A 16,415-nucleotide genomic window follows, 5' to 3' on the forward strand; every position below is an offset into this window, starting at 1 on the left:
ACTAATTAAAATATTTATAAAAATATATTTTTGGGCGTTACCTAAAGGTCGGGCTTTACATTATATCTTTTTGCAAAAAAGCAAAAAGGATGTCATTTCAATCCCTAACGCGCTCAACAACATAAAAAGACCTCACAAGAAAAAATCTTGTGAGGTCTTTTTATTTTTGTCATTCCTGCGAAGGCAGGAATCCATACTTTGTAAATTAAATTTCTTATTTTAGGTAAAAATTAGAATTATGAATCAAGAAGAAAATTTGTTAGGCTTATTGTGTACATGTTGGGGTGGTTATTATCCTAATCCAGATTCTATTTTTCAATTAAGTTCAGACAGTATAATAATTTTGACCTTTTTGTCAGTTTTAACTTCAATTATTCTTCACAATTTTTTCAACAAAACAGATTTTAAAACCTCAAATAATAGTCAAATTGAAATTATAGTAGTAAAGGAATATTCATTTGTTACTAAAACTATTGTTGTATTCTTTATTTTAATAGTAGTTTCTATGCCTATCTTCAAATTTTTAAATACAGGTTACTTCTTATAGTATTTTTTTCTACTTTCCTTTTTGTATATTTGAATAACCAACGAAATCGATTGAGATGTTTGTAGATTTACTTTCACATTTAAAATTCCTAATAAAGCGCAATCCAGAATAGAGGGTTTAATTTTTTATTTTAATCAAATTATTAATTTAAAATTTTAAAAACATATGCCTTTTTATCATAAATTAGGAACCATTCCACCTAAAAGACACACGCAGTTTCGTAAAAAAGACGAAAGCTTATATTACGAGCAATTGTTTGGTACTATTGGTTTCGATGGTATGTCTACCAATTCGTATCACGAGCACAGACCAACAATGGTTAAGCATATTGGTAAACAATATTCTGTAAAACCAAAAATTGCAAAAGCCAATAATATTCAATCGTACCGTTTTCGAGGATTTCAAGTGCCGCCAGAAAACGACTATCTAGAAAGTAGAAAAATCGTTTTAACAAATGCTGATTGTAATATTATTTTATCGGCACCAAAAAAATCTACCACAGCATATTTCTATAAAAACACAGATGCAGATGAGGTGATTTTTATCCATAAAGGAACCGGAAAATTAAGAACGCATCTTGGTAACATCAATTTTAAATACGGAGATTACTTGGTAATTCCACGTGGAATTATCTACAAATTAGATTTCGATGATGAAAACAACCGACTTTTTATTGTAGAATCGTACTCGCCAGTGTATACTCCAAAACGTTACAGAAATTACTTTGGTCAATTATTAGAACATGCACCGTTTTGTGAGCGAGATTTAAGAAGACCCCAAGAATTAGAAACCTATAACGAGTTAGGCGATTTTCTTATCAAAGTAAAAAAACAAGGTGAAATTATAGAAATGACCTATGCTTCACATCCTTTTGACGTGGTGGGTTACGACGGTTATAATTTTCCGTATGCATTTTCAATTCACGATTTCGAGCCCATCACAGGTCGTATTCATCAGCCGCCACCAGTGCATCAAACTTTCGAGACAAGTGCCTTTGTAATTTGCAGTTTTGTACCCCGTTTGTACGATTATCATCCCAACTCAATTCCTGCGCCATACAATCACAGTAATATAGATTCAGATGAAGTTTTGTATTATGTAGATGGCGATTTTATGAGTAGAAACGACATCGATCAAGGGCATATTTCCTTGCATCCAGCCGGAATTCCTCATGGTCCACACCCAGGCGCAACAGAACGTAGTATTGGGCATACAAAAACCGAAGAATTAGCAGTAATGGTAGACACTTTTAAACCTTTGATGGTTACAGAAGAAGCCATGAAAATTGCAGATGAAGAGTATTATAAATCGTGGTTGGAGTAAATAGAAAGGAGAAGCAAGAAAAGAGATTATGACCGTTAGAAAAAGACATAATTATAAGAATTTAAAGATTTGGAAAATTGGAATCGAAATTGTAGATGACGTTTATTTAATTATAAATGAATTTCCTAAAGACGAAAAATTTGGGTTAGTTTCTCAAATTAGTAGGTGTTCAGTTTCTATTCCAAGTAATATTGCAGAAGGATCATCAAGAACAGATAAATCTTTTTCTCATTTTATAGATATCGCTTTAGGTTCTTCTTTCGAGCTCGAAACTGAATTAATAATAGCTTGTAACAGAAATTATATAAATAAAGAACAATTAACAAAGATTGAAGCAAAAATTCAAGAATTTCAAAAAATGACAATGGGGTTTCAAAATAAGCTCTAAAAGTCTTTTTTCTTGTCTCTTTTTTCTTTGTTCTATTAAACATAAATAATGAGTAAAAAAGATATAAAATCAGTAAACTACGGTTTAGAAAAAATATTTGAAGGGGCACAAGATTTCCTTCCACTTTTAGGAACAGATTATGTAGAGTTTTACGTTGGTAACGCAAAACAAGCAGCACATTTTTATAAAACAGCTTTTGGTTTTCAATCGCACGCGTATCGCGGATTAGAAACGGGTTCTAAAGATTCTGTAAGTTATGTGTTAACGCAAGACAAAATTAAGTTGATGTTAACAACGCCCCTTAATAGCAAATCGGCAATTAATGACCATATTGTAAAACATGGCGATGGTGTAAAAATAGTAGCACTTTGGGTAGAAGATGCAAGAAAAGCATACGAAGAAACCACAAAACGTGGCGCAAAATCTTACATGGAACCAACAGTAGAAAAAGATGAGCACGGAGAAGTGGTAAGAGCAGGAATATACACCTACGGAGAAACAGTACACCTTTTTGTAGAACGTAAAAACTATAAAGGTGCATTTTTACCAGGTTTTAAAAAATGGGAATCCGATTACAATCCGCCAACTGCGGGTTTAAAATACATAGATCACATGGTAGGTAATGTTGGTTGGAACCAAATGAATACGTGGGTAAAATTCTACGAAGATGTTATGGGTTTTGTTAACTTTTTATCTTTTGATGACAAACAAATTCATACCGAATATTCAGCATTAATGAGTAAGGTAATGTCTAACGGAAACGGAAGAATTAAGTTTCCGATAAATGAACCAGCAGAAGGGAAAAAAAGATCTCAAATAGAAGAATATTTAGATTTTTATGAAGGTTCTGGTGTGCAACATATTGCCGTTGCAACAGACGATATTATTAAAACAGTATCTCAATTAAAATCTAAAGGAGTCGAGTTTTTATCAACACCGCCAGAAGCCTATTACAAAGCAGTTCCGGGTAGGTTAGAAGAATATAGCCACGAATTAAAAGAAGATATCGAAAAGCTAAAAGGTTTGGGTATTATGATTGATGCCGATGAAGAAGGGTATTTGTTACAAATTTTCACCAAACCAGTAGAAGATAGGCCAACGTTGTTTTTCGAGATTATTCAGAGAATGGGAGCAAGAGGTTTTGGTGCAGGAAATTTTAAAGCCTTGTTTGAGTCTATAGAAAGAGAACAAGCAAAAAGAGGAACCTTATAAAAAGAGACAAAATAAAAAGGAACCAAGAATCAAGATTTAAGACTTTGTTTCTTGGTTTTATTAATCATCACTAGAAAGATGAAATATTTTTTATTTTTTATATTAAATTGCATCAATAATGTCCAAAAATCAAAAATTTCTTGTTTCTTGGCTCTAATTATCTTGATTCTTAAAAAAAAATGAACAGAGACGAAATTTTAAAAGCAATAGAAGAAAAGTACGATACATTAGGTGTTCCCGTAGATTCTATGTTAGAGGGGTTGTTGCACAGTACACCAATTACGTATTGGGATTATATTCAGACAGACGCTCTTTTAGGCTTGCAAACTCCAAGAACCACACAACCCGATGAAATGGTTTTTATCATGTACCATCAAGTAAATGAGTTGTTATTTAAAATGATTCTGTGGGAAATAGATCAGGTTGCAAAAACAATAGAAGTTACTGCCGATAAATTTTCGATGCATTTAGGTAGAATTAGCCGTTATTTTGATATGCTTTGCAGTTCTTTTACGGTGATGGCAGATGGTATGGAACGAGAACAATATTTAAAATTTAGAAATACATTAACACCCGCAAGTGGTTTTCAAAGTGCACAATACCGTAAAATTGAGTTTGCATCCACAGAATTAATCAATTTAATAGATGTTCGTTTTAGAGATAATATCGATAGAAATTCGTCATTTAAAAACGCCTATAATCATTTGTATTGGCAAGCAGCAGGAAAAAATTACACCACAGGGCAAAAATCGACGTTATTAAATCTTTTCGAGAAAAAATATATGGGAGATTTTATCGATTTTATGGAAGATTATAATGATATTAATTTATCCTTAAAATTTCAGCAGCTTCCAAAAGAAATTCAAGAAAATGAAGATTTAATCAAAGCTATGCGTCATTATGATTACACGGTAAACGTAAAGTGGGTAATGGCTCATTACAATGCTGCTGCAAAATATATTGGTGGTAATGATTCTGAATTAAAAGCTACAGGAGGTAGTAATTGGCGAAAATACATGCATCCAAAATATCAACGAAGAATTTTTTACCCATATTTATGGAGCGAAGAGGAATTAAAAAATTGGGGAACATTTTAAAGTAAAATAGTTTGTTTTTAATAAAAATAAAACGATCATTTTTGTCAAATTATTACTCAATTTGATTGACTGATAGAAACATACATTTATATTAAAAAACCATTTACAAATAGTTAGTAAATGGTTTTTTTTTATTTTGGAACGGTAATTGTCATTACTTTTTTATAAGTTTGAATTTATATGAAAAAACATATCTTATTATTTTTTACGCTGTTTTTCTTGACAATTACTAATAGTCAAGAAAACTCAGTAGCTTTTAAAAGCGGAGAATTATTACGTTATAAAATGAGTTACAGTGGTTTTTTAAGAGCTGGAACTGCCGTTTTAGAGGTGAATGAAAAGGAATTGAATGGAAAAAAAGTATTTTATACTAAAGGTACTGGTTGGACCTCTGGCATGATAAAATGGTTTTTTAGTGTGGATGATAAATATGAAAGCTATTTTGATAAAGATACCGTGAAACCCTATCTTTTTAAAAGAAAGATTAACGAAGGGGGGTATAAAAAGCATAGAATTACTTCGTTTAACTATAATTCTAATAAAGCTTACGTTCAGGATTTTACTTTACAAAAAGATACTTCTGTTGTTTTTTCTAATGTGCAAGACATTCTTTCTTCTTTTTATTATCTGAGAAATAAAGATGTTAAAAATATGAATAAAGGAGAAGAAATTGCTATTGATATGTTTTTAGATTCTCAGGTATATCCGTTTAAATTGCGTTTTTTAGGACGAGAAACGTTAAAAACAAAATTCGGAAAAATTAAAACACTTATTTTTAGACCTTTAGTGCAGTCTGGTAGGGTTTTTAAGGCACAAGAAAGTGTTACATTGTGGATTACCGATGATGCTAACAAAATTCCAATTAAAATGAAAGCCGATTTAGCAGTTGGTTCTTTAAGAGCAGAATTGGAGTCTTATAAAGGGTTGGCAAATCCTTTTAATAAAAATTAGGAAATTTTTAACGAAACCGATATCGGAAGTTCATAGAGATAGATACCTAAAAAAACTTTTTTATTTGTACTTTTGAAGACTACATTCAATAGCACATATTTTTGAGAAAAATAATCCTCCTTTTAGTTTTAATCACTTCGTTTTCATCTTGTAAAAAAGATGTTAAAAAGCCCGTAATAGTACCTAAAAAAGTAAAACCTAAACCTGTTTATAAATTTGGGTATAAAATAGACGATTATAAAATAATACAAGATACTATAAGAAGAGGTGAAAGTTTTGGAGCGATTTTAGATAGACATCATGTAGGTTACCCAAAGATTAGTGAAATTACGACTTCTATAAAGGATATTTTTGATGTTAGAAGATTAAGAGCAGGAAAACCTTATGTAATTTTATCTAGTAAAGATTCCTTAGAAGAAGCTAAAGTTTTTATTTACAAAGATAATTTAATAAATGCTACAGTTATCGATTTTAAAGATTCTATAATAGATGCACACACTTATGTTCAGCCAATAAAAACGGTAGAGAAAATTGTAGAGGGAGAAATTCATTCTAATCTTTCTAACGCTATGGATAGTTTACATTTATCAGCAAATTTAACCTATGCAGTTGCAGATATTTATGCTTGGACTTTAGATTTTTACAAACTACAGAAAGGAGATACTTTTAAACTTGTTTTTGAAGAGAAGTATATTAAAGATTCGCTTTTTGCTGGTTATGGAGAAATTAAATCGGCAGTATTTAATCATAAAGGAACCAATTTGCTTGCATTTAGGTATGTAGCAGATTCTATAAAAGGGATTCCAGAATATTACGATGAAAATGGTAATATGCTTCGTAGTCAGTTTTTAAAATCGCCCATAAAATTTCAATATAGAATTTCTTCTAGATACAATTTAAGAAGAAGAATAGCTTATTATGGTAATAAGATAAGACCTCATAAAGGAACCGATTTTGCAGCCAATATTGGTACACCAATTTTAGCAACAGCAAGCGGTACCGTTTCTGAGTCTGCAAGAAGAGGTGGTAATGGTAATTATGTAAAAATTAAACATAACAGGACCTATTCTACACAGTATTTACACATGAAAAAACGTAAAGTTAAAAAAGGCGACTACGTAAAACAAGGGGACGTAATTGGTTGGGTAGGAATGACAGGTAACACAGGTGGACCACATGTGTGTTATCGTTTTTGGAAACATGGCAAACAAGTAGATCCTTTTAGGGAGAAATTACCTTCTGCAGAACCTTTAAAGAAAAGTTTAAAACCTCAATATTTAGAGTTTATTAAACCGCTTAAATATCAATTAGAAAACAAAGTACTTCCGGTTAAAGAGCCAGAAGTTATAGAAAGAATAGCACAAAATTAAAATAAAATGGCTTTAAAAAACATCAACCCAACAACAACAAATGCTTGGACAGCATTAACAAATCATTTTAACGAGATTAAAAATATCCAAATAAAAGATTTAGATAAAGATGCAAACAGAAAAGAAGATTTTTCTTTAGAGTTTGATGATTTATTGGTAGATTTTTCTAAAAATAGAGTAACTAAAGAAACCATTAGTTTGTTATTAGACTTAGCAAATGAGGTAGATTTAAAAGATGCCATAGAAAAGCAATTTGCTGGAGATGTTATTAATGTAACTGAAGGTAGAGAAGTTTTACATACTGCGCTAAGAAGTACTTCTGATGAACCTGTTTTGGTTGAAGGGAAAAATGTGAAACCACAAATACAAGCCGCTTTAAGAAAAATTAAAAGTTTTTCTAACAAAGTTATTTCTGGTAAATGGAAAGGGTATACAGGAAAATCGATTACAGATATTGTAAATATTGGTATTGGAGGATCAGATTTAGGTCCAGACATGGTTGTAGAAGCTTTAAAGTTTTACAAAAACCAACTAACACCTCATTTTGTATCTAATGTAGATGGAGATCATGTTTCTGAAATTATGAAAACATTAAATCCAGAAACAACCTTATTTGTAATTGTATCTAAAACATTTACAACACAAGAAACCATTACCAACGCAGAAACGCTTAAAAATTGGTTCTTAAAATCTGCAACTATTTTTGATATTCCAAAGCATTTTGTGGCAGTTTCTACAAATCTAGAGGCAGTTGATAGTTTTGGTATCGATAAAAGTAACGTTTTTCCTATGTGGAACTGGGTTGGAGGTCGTTTTTCACTTTGGTCTGCAGTAGGTTTGTCTATTAGTTTGTCTGTAGGTTTCGATAACTATAAAGAGCTTTTAGAAGGCGCAGAAGAAATGGATCTTCATTTTAAAAATGTAGATTTCGATAAAAACATTCCAGTAATTTTAGCATTGTTAAGTATCTGGTATAATAATTTTTATGGAGCAGAAACAGAGGCTGTTTTACCATATACTCAGTATTTATCTAAACTTCCAGATTATTTACAACAAGCTACCATGGAGAGTAATGGTAAAGGTGTAGACAGAAATGGCGAAAAAGTAACTTACCAAACAGGTACCATTGTTTGGGGAAGTACAGGTACAAATATGCAGCATGCTTTTATGCAATTGGTACACCAAGGAACCAAATTAATTCCTGCAGATTTTATTGGTTACAAAGAATCTTTATATGGTTTAACAGATCATCATAAAAAATTAATGTCTAATTATTATGGTCAAATGGATGCATTGGCTTTTGGTAAAACAAAAGAAGAGGTGCATTTAGAATTAAAATTTTCTGGTGATGAAGATAAAATTGCAAAACTTTTGCCTTTTAAAGTTTTTGAAGGAAACAGACCAAGTAATGCTATCCTTTTTGATAAATTAACACCACGTTCTTTAGGTAAATTAATAGCACTTTATGAACATAAAATTTATACACAAGGAATTTTATGGAACATCTATAGCTACGATCAATTTGGTGTAGAATTAGGAAAAGAAATGGCTAAAAAATTATTGAATAAATCTTAAATTTAGTTTTTTGTCTTGTTTTTTAAACTATTAATTATTTAGTTAACTTTTGTTAACATATCTGTTTATTTTTAACAGTTTGATTATTAGTTTAGAAAAAATATTTTATGGGCTTACTTGTCTTAATTTTTTGTTAAAGCTTAACATTAAATTAACATTAGAACTCTACAAAAAGAGGAATTTTGCAGAACATTTAATAACATAAAATTAAACAATGAGAAATTTTAAAAACTTATTATTTGTAGCCTTACTATTTGTAACAGCTACAGTTTTAGGACAAACTAAAATTACTGGGACAGTTGTAGATGATACAAACCAACCATTACCAGGAGCAAGTATTGTTGTAAAAGGTACAGCAAACGGTACATCAACAGATTTTGATGGAAAATTTACTTTAACAGCAAAGGCAAAGTCTGGGGTTGTGGTAGTTTCTTTTATAGGCTACAAAACTAGAGAATTTGCGTTTTCTTCTTCAAAATCAAATTTTAAATCTATTAAATTAGAAGAGGATGCTGGAGCTTTAGATGAAATAGTTGTTACAGCAACTTCTTTTGCAATTGGTAGAAAAACACCAGTGGCAGTTTCTACAATTAAAGCGGCAGATATTGAAGCTAAATTAGGAGCACAGGAATTTCCAGAGATTTTAAAATCTACTCCAGGTGTTTATGCTACCAAATCTGGTGGTGGTTATGGAGATGGAAGAATTAACTTACGTGGATTTAGATCTCAAAACGTTGCAGTTATGATTAACGGTATACCTGTTAATGATATGGAAAACGGAGCAGTTTACTGGTCTAACTGGGCGGGATTATCAGATGTTACTTCTGCAATGCAAGTACAAAGAGGTTTAGGAGCTTCTAAGGTAGCAGTACCTTCTATTGGTGGTACCATTAATGTTATTTCTAAATCTACAGATGCAGAAAAAGGTGGTATTGTTAGAATGAGTACAGGAAACAATGGTTACCAAAAATATGGAATGACATTATCTACAGGTATGATGGACAATGGTTTTGCAGTAACAGCTTCTGCAGCTAAAGTTTCTGGAGAGGGTTATGTAGATGGTCTTCAGTTTAGTGGTGTAAACTATTTCTTAAATGTTTCTAAAGAAATTAACGAGAAACATAAATTATCTTTCAACGTAATTGGTACAATTCAAGAACACGGACAAAGATATAATAGAAGAACTATTGCAGAATATAGAGCAACAGAACAAGGAGGTAAAAGATTTAATCCAGATTGGGGTTACAGAAATGGTCAAGTAGAAAATACTTCTTTTAACTTTTATCACAAACCACAAATTTCTTTAAATTATGATTGGATAATTTCTGAAGAAACATTTTTAACTACTTCTGTATATGCTTCTTTTGGTACAGGAGGAGGAAGAAGAACTCAAGGTTCAAAATTTATTAGCAATGATTATAGATTAGGTGGTGCAGACCAACCAATAGATTTCGATAGAATTGTTGATGAAAATATATCAAACGGAGCTTTAGGTGCTACAGATTTCTTTGCAGCTTCAAAAAACTCTCACGAATGGTACGGAGTTTTATCAACTTTAAAAACTAAATTATCAGAAACTTTATCTTTATCTGTAGGTATAGACGCAAGATCTTATGTGGGGTCTCACTGGTATGAGGTAACAGACTTATTAGGAGGAGAGTATTTCTATAACGATGATAGTTCTGATAATACAGGAGGTCAAGCATTACAAGTAGGAGATAGATTTAGTAAAGATTACGATGGTATCGTAAAAAGATATGGTGTATTTGGTCAATTAGAATATTCTGTAGATGATTTATCTGTATTCTTTTCTACTGCAATTTCTAACACAGCATACAGTAAAGAAGACTTTATGAAATATGCAGCAAATGATCCTGAAAGAAAATCTGATGTAGCAAATTTCTTAGGATACAGTACTAAAGGTGGAGCAAACTATAATATTGATGATCAACAAAATGTTTTTGCTAACGTAGGTTATTTCTCAAAAGCACCATTTTTAACAGGAAACGTTTTTCAAAGTGATAGATCTACAGCTTTAAATGAAGATGCTATTAATGAAAAAGTTTTTAGTGCAGAAGTAGGATACGGTTTTAAATCTCAAGTATTCTCTGCAAACCTTAATATTTACACAACTTCTTGGTTAGATAAATCTCTTATTAGAAGTCTTCCTGGACCTGGAGGAGAAAACTTAACAGTAAATATTAATGGTTTAGATGCCTTACACCAAGGTGTAGAATTCGATTTCTTGCTTAGACCTATGGATAAATTAGCTATTACAGGTATGGCTTCTGTTGGTAACTGGAAATGGAAAAACGATGCAGTAGGTAGAACATTTGCGCAAGATGGTACTGAAATAGCTAGCTCTACAGTTTACGCTAAAGGATTAAAAGTATCTGATGCAGCACAAACTACATTTGCATTAGGTGCAAAGTATGATTTATTAGAAAAAACTACAATTTCTTTAGATTTTAATTATGCAGGAGACAACTATGCTTACTTTGATGTAAACAGAAGAAATGATCCAACGAACACATCTAACCCTTGGAAATTACCAAGCTATAGTTTATTTGATTTAGGTTTAAGACACGAATTTACAATTGGTGATTTTGATACTACTTTAACAGCAAATATGAACAACTTATTTGATGTAGAATATATTTCAGATGCAAATGATGGTGATGGTTCTACTTATGATACTGCACAAGTTTATTATGGAGCAGGTAGAACATTTAGTCTAGGGTTAAAAGTTAAATTTTAAAAAACAAAAGATGAAAAAAATAGTATTATTACTAACAATTTTTTCAATGGTATTTACTTCTTGTGAGCCATTAGAAGATATTAATGCAGAAGTTGACGCGAATGAAAATGCAATCGTAGGAGAAGCTTCTTATACACTTACAAGTGATGACTACGACGCATTAGAATTATCTGGACGTTTTAACGACGTAGATGAAGCAAAAGCAGCTTTACCTGCTTTTTTAGCAGATAAATACCCAGTTTGGGGAAAAAATTCATCTGTTTTAGTAGGTTACCAATTAAATGTTGGTTATGCTTTTGGTTTAAAAAATTACACTTTAGATCAAGCAGATTATACAACAAGCGGAAGTGATTTATTAGGTTTCCAATCTACTGCAACACCAGGAGATTATTTGGTAGATATCATTACAGCTAAATATGCTACTGCAACAGAAGGAGATTTTGTTTCTGCACAATATGATCAATTTACAGGTAGTGCTTTTACAGTAACACCTGAGGTTTCTTTAGATGAAAACTTAGATTACGGTACAAATGCTGGAGATTTAACTACAATTTCTGCAGGAGCTTGGGTTAATCATTCAGGAGCTGATAATCAATTAATGTATACAACAGAAAACTTAACAATGGCAGATTATCCTTCTTCAAATGTTGGGGGGGCTTTAGCTATTTCTACTGCTGGTTCTGAAGATGTAAATACAGCTATTTCTCCAGAATTAACTTCCAAAAAAGTATATTCTAGCGCTTTAATTAAATTAAGTGAAGTTGGTAATGGAACTTACTTTTTCCATTTAATGGAAGAAGACGGAAGTTTTAATTTTTCTGCAAGAACCGGAGCAAAAAGCGATGGTAACGGAAAAGTTTTATTTGGTATAGGTGCTAGTTCTAGTTCTTTAACTTATGGTACAACTGCTTACGAATTAGATACTACTTATCTTATAGTAACTTCTTATGAGGTTGAAACAGGTATTGCAAATTTATATGTATTAACGTCTGTAACAGATACAGAACCTGCTACTCCTGAAGCTACAAATACGGGTAATTCTGGTAATAGCGCTAAAAGAATTGGTATCCGTCAGGGTGGTGGTGGACCATCAGCTATCATAGATGGTATCCGTGTTGCAAACACTTGGTCTTCTATTATGAGTAATGAAACTTTAGCAGATGAAACTGTAGGTAATAAAGAAACTTATAATGCTATTTACACTTTCAATGAAGGTGCTTGGAAAATCCCATCTACAGATGGATTTTACTCAGTTACTGATGCAGATTTTGCTTCAATGGGACTTGAAAACTTTGGAAGCTCTAAGCCTGCAGATGATTATTTAGCAGCTTTTTTAAACCTAAAATTTCCTTATGCTAAAAACGATGCTGTTTTAGATGTACTATATAAATATGTATCTAGTTCTAGTGGTGCGCAAGTACGTGGAGATAGATATACAAAAACTGATGGAGTTTGGGTTAAACATCAATCAACAATGAGTACAACATTACAATTTGGTCATGATGGTAGTAACTGGATTCCAGATAATACAATTAAATATACTTTAAATGCAGATGATTATGTTTATATGGCTGCAGAATTAGAAGGTAATACAGATTTTGATAATGTAAGTTTAAGTAATCTTGCGGATTATTCTGATTATGATTATAATTGGGAAGACGATCAAATATTATTTTCGTTAGACCTATTATTAGATCATTTAAATCCATCTGCAGAAGATGGTCAAAAATACCTAATTACATACTTATTGTATGACAATGGTACAAATGATGTAATAAGATATTTAATTAAAGAAAATGGAGAATGGGTTTGGAATGAATAAATCCTAAAAAAAAACCTTAACAAAAACCACCTCAATTGAGGTGGTTTTTTTATTATTAAAATTAGTAACTTTGTAACATATACAAATAGAATAAAAAAAGCATGAAAGACATACATTCATATTGGGCATACCTTGTTTTAGCAATTTTAATTTTTGCAGTAGTTAATGCAGTAATTGGTTTAAAGCAAAAAAAAGAATTTACAGATAAAGATTTAAGACTAGGTTTGTTTACCTTAATAGTGTCTCATATACAATTATTAATTGGTTTAGGATGGTATTTTATGTCTCCTTGGTTTAAAGCCTTAAAAGCTAATGGTGGCGAAGTTATGGCAAATAAAGCAACTAGATTATTAGCTGTAGAGCACCCTTTAATGATGCTTATTGCTATTGTATTTATAACAATAGGTTGGTCTAAACATAAAAAGCAAACAGAAGATGCAGCTAAATTTAAAACATTTGCAATTTTCTACGGTATTGCTTTAATATTGATTCTTTCTAGAATCCCTTGGAGTAACTGGTTTTAATAACAAGCATCCTTGCATAAGCAAGCATCTATATTAGATTCAAAATGAAAATTTTAAGCTACATATTATCACCAATTTTTATATTGGTGTTTTTTTTATCACTACTTATATTTCATCCATTACAATGGTTGGGGTTAAAATTATTTGGTTATAAAGGGCATCAGTTTGTAGTAGATTATATGAACTGGTTTTTATCTAAAACATTATTAATTTTAGGCGTAGTTGTTAAGGTAGATAATCAACACAAACTACCAGAAGATTGCTCACTAATCTTTGTTTCTAACCATCAAAGTATGTTTGATATTTCACCAATTAGTTGGGCATTTAGAAAACATCAACCAAAATTTGTCTCTAAAAAAGAACTCGGTAAAGGCATACCTAGTATCTCTTTTAACCTAAAACATGGTGGTGCAGCATTAATCGATAGAAAAGATTCAAAACAAGCCATTTCAGCATTAATGGAGTTTGCAAAAAGAATTAAAAACAATAAATGGGGAGCCGTAATTTTTCCGGAAGGAACAAGAAGTAGAGATGGTAAGCCTAAGAAATTTGCCATAAATGGCTTAAAAGTCATCACTAAATTTAATAAAGAAGGTTATATTGTGCCAATAACAATAAATAATTCTTGGAAAATTTTTAAATACGGAAAATTTCCATTAGGTTTAGGTAGCCCAATTACATTTAAAGTTCATCAACCCATAAAAATAGATTCATTACCTTTTAATGAATTATTAGAAAAAACCGAATCAGTCATTAAAGACCACATAAAATAAAGATATGTCTATACACAACGTAAGAAAAGAAGTGATGCTAACCTTAGAAAAAAGCATGCATACCTTTGTAGATAAATATTTAATCCCTGCAGAAAAAATCTGGCAGCCAACAGACTTTTTGCCAAATTCTCAGAAAGACTCTTTTATATCAGAAGTAGAAGAAATTAGAGAATTATCTAAAGAATTGCACGACGATTTTTGGATTGTTTTAGTAGGAGACACCATTACAGAAGAAGCATTACCAACCTACGAATCTTGGTTATTAGATTTAGACGGAGTTTCTCAAGATCCGGACAATAGCTGGGCAAAATGGGTAAGAACGTGGACCGCAGAAGAAAATAGACATGGAGATGTTTTAAACAAATACTTGTACTTATCTGGTCGTGTAAATATGCGTGAAGTAGAAATTTCTACACAACATTTAATTGCAGATGGTTTTGATATTGGTACTTCTACAGATCCATATAAAAACTTTGTGTACACAAGTTTTCAAGAATTAGCAACCTATGTTTCTCACAACAACGTAGCTAAAATTGCACGTAAAAAAGGGCACAAAGCTTTGGCAAAAATGTCTAGAATTATTGCTGGAGACGAAATGCGTCATCACCAAGCATATACAGAATTCGTAAAAGAAATTTTTAAAATTGATCCTAGTGAAATGATGTTGGCTTTTCAGCACATGATGAAACATAAGATTGTAATGCCTGCAATGCATTTAAGAGAATCTTTTGAAGCAAAAGGAAGTTTGTTCGATGATTTTTCTATTGTAGCACAAAGAGTTGGTGTTTACACCGGTTTCGATTATGTGGATATTTTAAGAAAATTAAATGAAGCTTGGGAAATCGATAAAATTACAAATCTTACGCCAGAAGCAGAAAAGGCAAGAGATTATTTAATGAAATTACCAGATAGAATGTACAGAATTACAGAAAGAATTGTAGTTCCTCAAACAGATTTCAAATTCAAATGGATGATGAATCCTAGTTAGTATTAGAAGCTATTTCCTGCTTTCCACTATATCTTTTTGTAAAAAACAAAAAGGATGTCGTTTCAAATGCGAAGCATTCAACGATTCAAAAAAATAGTAAAGCAGAGTTAATCAGGGCTAGACTTGTTTGCAAACTTATATATAATTTAAAAAGACCTTTTTGTTTAAATACAGAAAGGTCTTTTTATGTTGTAGAAACATTAAAAATCAATTTTAAAAGTATCCAAATCATTTAAAAAACCAAGTTTTTTTCTACTTGCATCTTGTTCGGTTTTCACCAAAGTAGTGGTAACAATTCCAATTTCATTACTTTCTAATTGAGAAAGCTCATCACCCAAAAAATCCAAGACTAAAGAGTTTCCAGAGTAATCATAATTATTAGCATCCTTTCCGGTTCTATTAACGCCAATTACATAACACATATTTTCTATGGAGCGTGCTTTTAAAAGTGTTTCCCATGCTTTAATTCTAATTACAGGCCAATTTGCCATAAAAATTAAAAGATCGTAATTTTCAGTGTTTCTAGCCCAAACAGGAAAACGTAAATCATAACAAATTAACGGACAAATTTTCCATCCTTTATAATTTACAATTAGTTTTTCAGCACCAGAAGTATACACTTTATCTTCGCCTGCCAAAGTAAATGAATGTCGTTTGTCATACGTTTCTATTTTACCATCAGGATGTACAAAAACCAAACGATTGTAATATTTTTTGTCACCTTTAGCGCAGTCGAAGGGTCTTTCGTATATCACCATGCTACCACAAATTGCAAAAGCATTTTCTGTTGCCATTTTTTGCATCCAAGAAACCGAAATTCCATTCATTTCTTCTGCAACTTTTTCTGGGTTCATGGTAAAACCAGAAGTAAACATTTCTGGTAAAACAACAAGATTGGTGTTTTTAGAAAGCATATTAATTTTCTCTTCAAAAAAAGCCAAATTTTTTGCAGGATTTTCCCAAACTAAATCTGCCTGAATACCAACAATGTTCAATTCGTTTTGCATTTTTTATTTTTAAAATTAAAAATTAGATTACTCAAAAATAGGATAAAAATTGTAATTTGGTATTTAATATAAACCTCTCG

General features: G+C 31.3%; 14 protein-coding genes. 13 read left to right on the top strand and 1 reads right to left on the bottom strand.

Annotation, left to right across the window (positions count from 1 at the left end):
* The first annotated feature begins 238 nt into the window (after positions 1 to 238).
* The 13 genes from WHD07_RS12405 to WHD07_RS12465 all read left to right on the top strand — a co-directional run bounded on the left by WHD07_RS12405 (position 239) and on the right by WHD07_RS12465 (position 15,328).
* Positions 239 to 547 (top strand): hypothetical protein, encoded by a 309-nt coding sequence (locus WHD07_RS12405; protein ID WP_105049566.1) that lies wholly within the window; start codon positions 239 to 241, stop codon positions 545 to 547.
* 165 nt (positions 548 to 712) lie between these two features.
* Complete coding sequence (locus WHD07_RS12410) at positions 713 to 1,870, top strand: homogentisate 1,2-dioxygenase (protein ID WP_343328662.1); 1,158 nt, start codon at positions 713 to 715, stop codon at positions 1,868 to 1,870.
* 28 nt (positions 1,871 to 1,898) lie between these two features.
* Positions 1,899 to 2,258, top strand: a complete 360-nt coding sequence (locus WHD07_RS12415; protein ID WP_343328663.1) for a four helix bundle protein — start codon at positions 1,899 to 1,901, stop codon at positions 2,256 to 2,258.
* Positions 2,259 to 2,306: 48 nt separating this feature from the next.
* Complete coding sequence (gene hppD / locus WHD07_RS12420; protein WP_343328664.1) at positions 2,307 to 3,470, top strand: 4-hydroxyphenylpyruvate dioxygenase; 1,164 nt, start codon at positions 2,307 to 2,309, stop codon at positions 3,468 to 3,470.
* 179 nt (positions 3,471 to 3,649) lie between these two features.
* Entirely contained in the window at positions 3,650 to 4,567 is a 918-nt protein-coding gene (locus WHD07_RS12425; protein ID WP_105049563.1) for a tryptophan 2,3-dioxygenase family protein, read from the top strand.
* A gap of 180 nt (positions 4,568 to 4,747) precedes the next feature.
* On the top strand, positions 4,748 to 5,518 hold the full coding sequence (locus tag WHD07_RS12430; RefSeq protein WP_343328665.1) for a DUF3108 domain-containing protein: 771 nt from the start codon (positions 4,748 to 4,750) through the stop codon (positions 5,516 to 5,518).
* Positions 5,519 to 5,619: 101 nt separating this feature from the next.
* A complete protein-coding gene (locus WHD07_RS12435) occupies positions 5,620 to 6,888 on the top strand; it encodes a peptidoglycan DD-metalloendopeptidase family protein (RefSeq protein WP_343328666.1) in 1,269 nt (422 codons plus the stop codon).
* Between the two features lie 6 nt (positions 6,889 to 6,894).
* Positions 6,895 to 8,463, top strand: coding sequence for a glucose-6-phosphate isomerase (pgi, locus tag WHD07_RS12440; RefSeq protein WP_343328667.1), 1,569 nt, complete (start codon positions 6,895 to 6,897; stop codon positions 8,461 to 8,463).
* 214 nt (positions 8,464 to 8,677) lie between these two features.
* Positions 8,678 to 11,221, top strand: a complete 2,544-nt coding sequence (locus WHD07_RS12445; RefSeq protein WP_343328668.1) for a TonB-dependent receptor — start codon at positions 8,678 to 8,680, stop codon at positions 11,219 to 11,221.
* A gap of 10 nt (positions 11,222 to 11,231) precedes the next feature.
* Positions 11,232 to 13,043 carry a hypothetical protein gene (locus WHD07_RS12450; protein ID WP_343328669.1) on the top strand — a complete coding sequence of 604 codons (1,812 nt, stop codon included), beginning with the start codon at positions 11,232 to 11,234 and terminating at the stop codon, positions 13,041 to 13,043.
* A gap of 101 nt (positions 13,044 to 13,144) precedes the next feature.
* Positions 13,145 to 13,567, top strand: a complete 423-nt coding sequence (locus WHD07_RS12455) for a hypothetical protein (protein WP_343328670.1) — start codon at positions 13,145 to 13,147, stop codon at positions 13,565 to 13,567.
* 44 nt (positions 13,568 to 13,611) lie between these two features.
* On the top strand, positions 13,612 to 14,340 hold the full coding sequence (locus WHD07_RS12460) for a lysophospholipid acyltransferase family protein (RefSeq protein ID WP_343328671.1): 729 nt from the start codon (positions 13,612 to 13,614) through the stop codon (positions 14,338 to 14,340).
* Positions 14,341 to 14,344: 4 nt separating this feature from the next.
* On the top strand, positions 14,345 to 15,328 hold the full coding sequence (locus WHD07_RS12465; RefSeq protein ID WP_105049556.1) for an acyl-ACP desaturase: 984 nt from the start codon (positions 14,345 to 14,347) through the stop codon (positions 15,326 to 15,328).
* Between the two features lie 200 nt (positions 15,329 to 15,528).
* Here WHD07_RS12465 and WHD07_RS12470 read toward each other — a convergent pair whose 3' ends face one another.
* A complete protein-coding gene (locus tag WHD07_RS12470; RefSeq protein ID WP_343328672.1) occupies positions 15,529 to 16,335 on the bottom strand; it encodes a nitrilase family protein in 807 nt (268 codons plus the stop codon).
* Positions 16,336 to 16,415 lie beyond the last annotated feature (80 nt).

The organism is Polaribacter staleyi (assembly GCF_038024045.1).
GTDB lineage: Bacteria > Bacteroidota > Bacteroidia > Flavobacteriales > Flavobacteriaceae > Polaribacter > Polaribacter butkevichii.

Coding starts and splice junctions, on each gene's coding strand:
- WHD07_RS12465 (WP_105049556.1), top strand. CDS start 14,345: ATGTCTATACACAACGTAAGAAAAGAAGTGATGCTAACCTTAGAAAAA.
- WHD07_RS12470 (WP_343328672.1), bottom strand. CDS start 16,335: ATGCAAAACGAATTGAACATTGTTGGTATTCAGGCAGATTTAGTTTGG.
- hppD (WP_343328664.1), top strand. CDS start 2,307: ATGAGTAAAAAAGATATAAAATCAGTAAACTACGGTTTAGAAAAAATA.
- WHD07_RS12405 (WP_105049566.1), top strand. CDS start 239: ATGAATCAAGAAGAAAATTTGTTAGGCTTATTGTGTACATGTTGGGGT.
- WHD07_RS12450 (WP_343328669.1), top strand. CDS start 11,232: ATGAAAAAAATAGTATTATTACTAACAATTTTTTCAATGGTATTTACT.
- WHD07_RS12445 (WP_343328668.1), top strand. CDS start 8,678: ATGAGAAATTTTAAAAACTTATTATTTGTAGCCTTACTATTTGTAACA.
- WHD07_RS12455 (WP_343328670.1), top strand. CDS start 13,145: ATGAAAGACATACATTCATATTGGGCATACCTTGTTTTAGCAATTTTA.
- pgi (WP_343328667.1), top strand. CDS start 6,895: ATGGCTTTAAAAAACATCAACCCAACAACAACAAATGCTTGGACAGCA.
- WHD07_RS12430 (WP_343328665.1), top strand. CDS start 4,748: ATGAAAAAACATATCTTATTATTTTTTACGCTGTTTTTCTTGACAATT.
- WHD07_RS12415 (WP_343328663.1), top strand. CDS start 1,899: ATGACCGTTAGAAAAAGACATAATTATAAGAATTTAAAGATTTGGAAA.
- WHD07_RS12425 (WP_105049563.1), top strand. CDS start 3,650: ATGAACAGAGACGAAATTTTAAAAGCAATAGAAGAAAAGTACGATACA.
- WHD07_RS12460 (WP_343328671.1), top strand. CDS start 13,612: ATGAAAATTTTAAGCTACATATTATCACCAATTTTTATATTGGTGTTT.
- WHD07_RS12410 (WP_343328662.1), top strand. CDS start 713: ATGCCTTTTTATCATAAATTAGGAACCATTCCACCTAAAAGACACACG.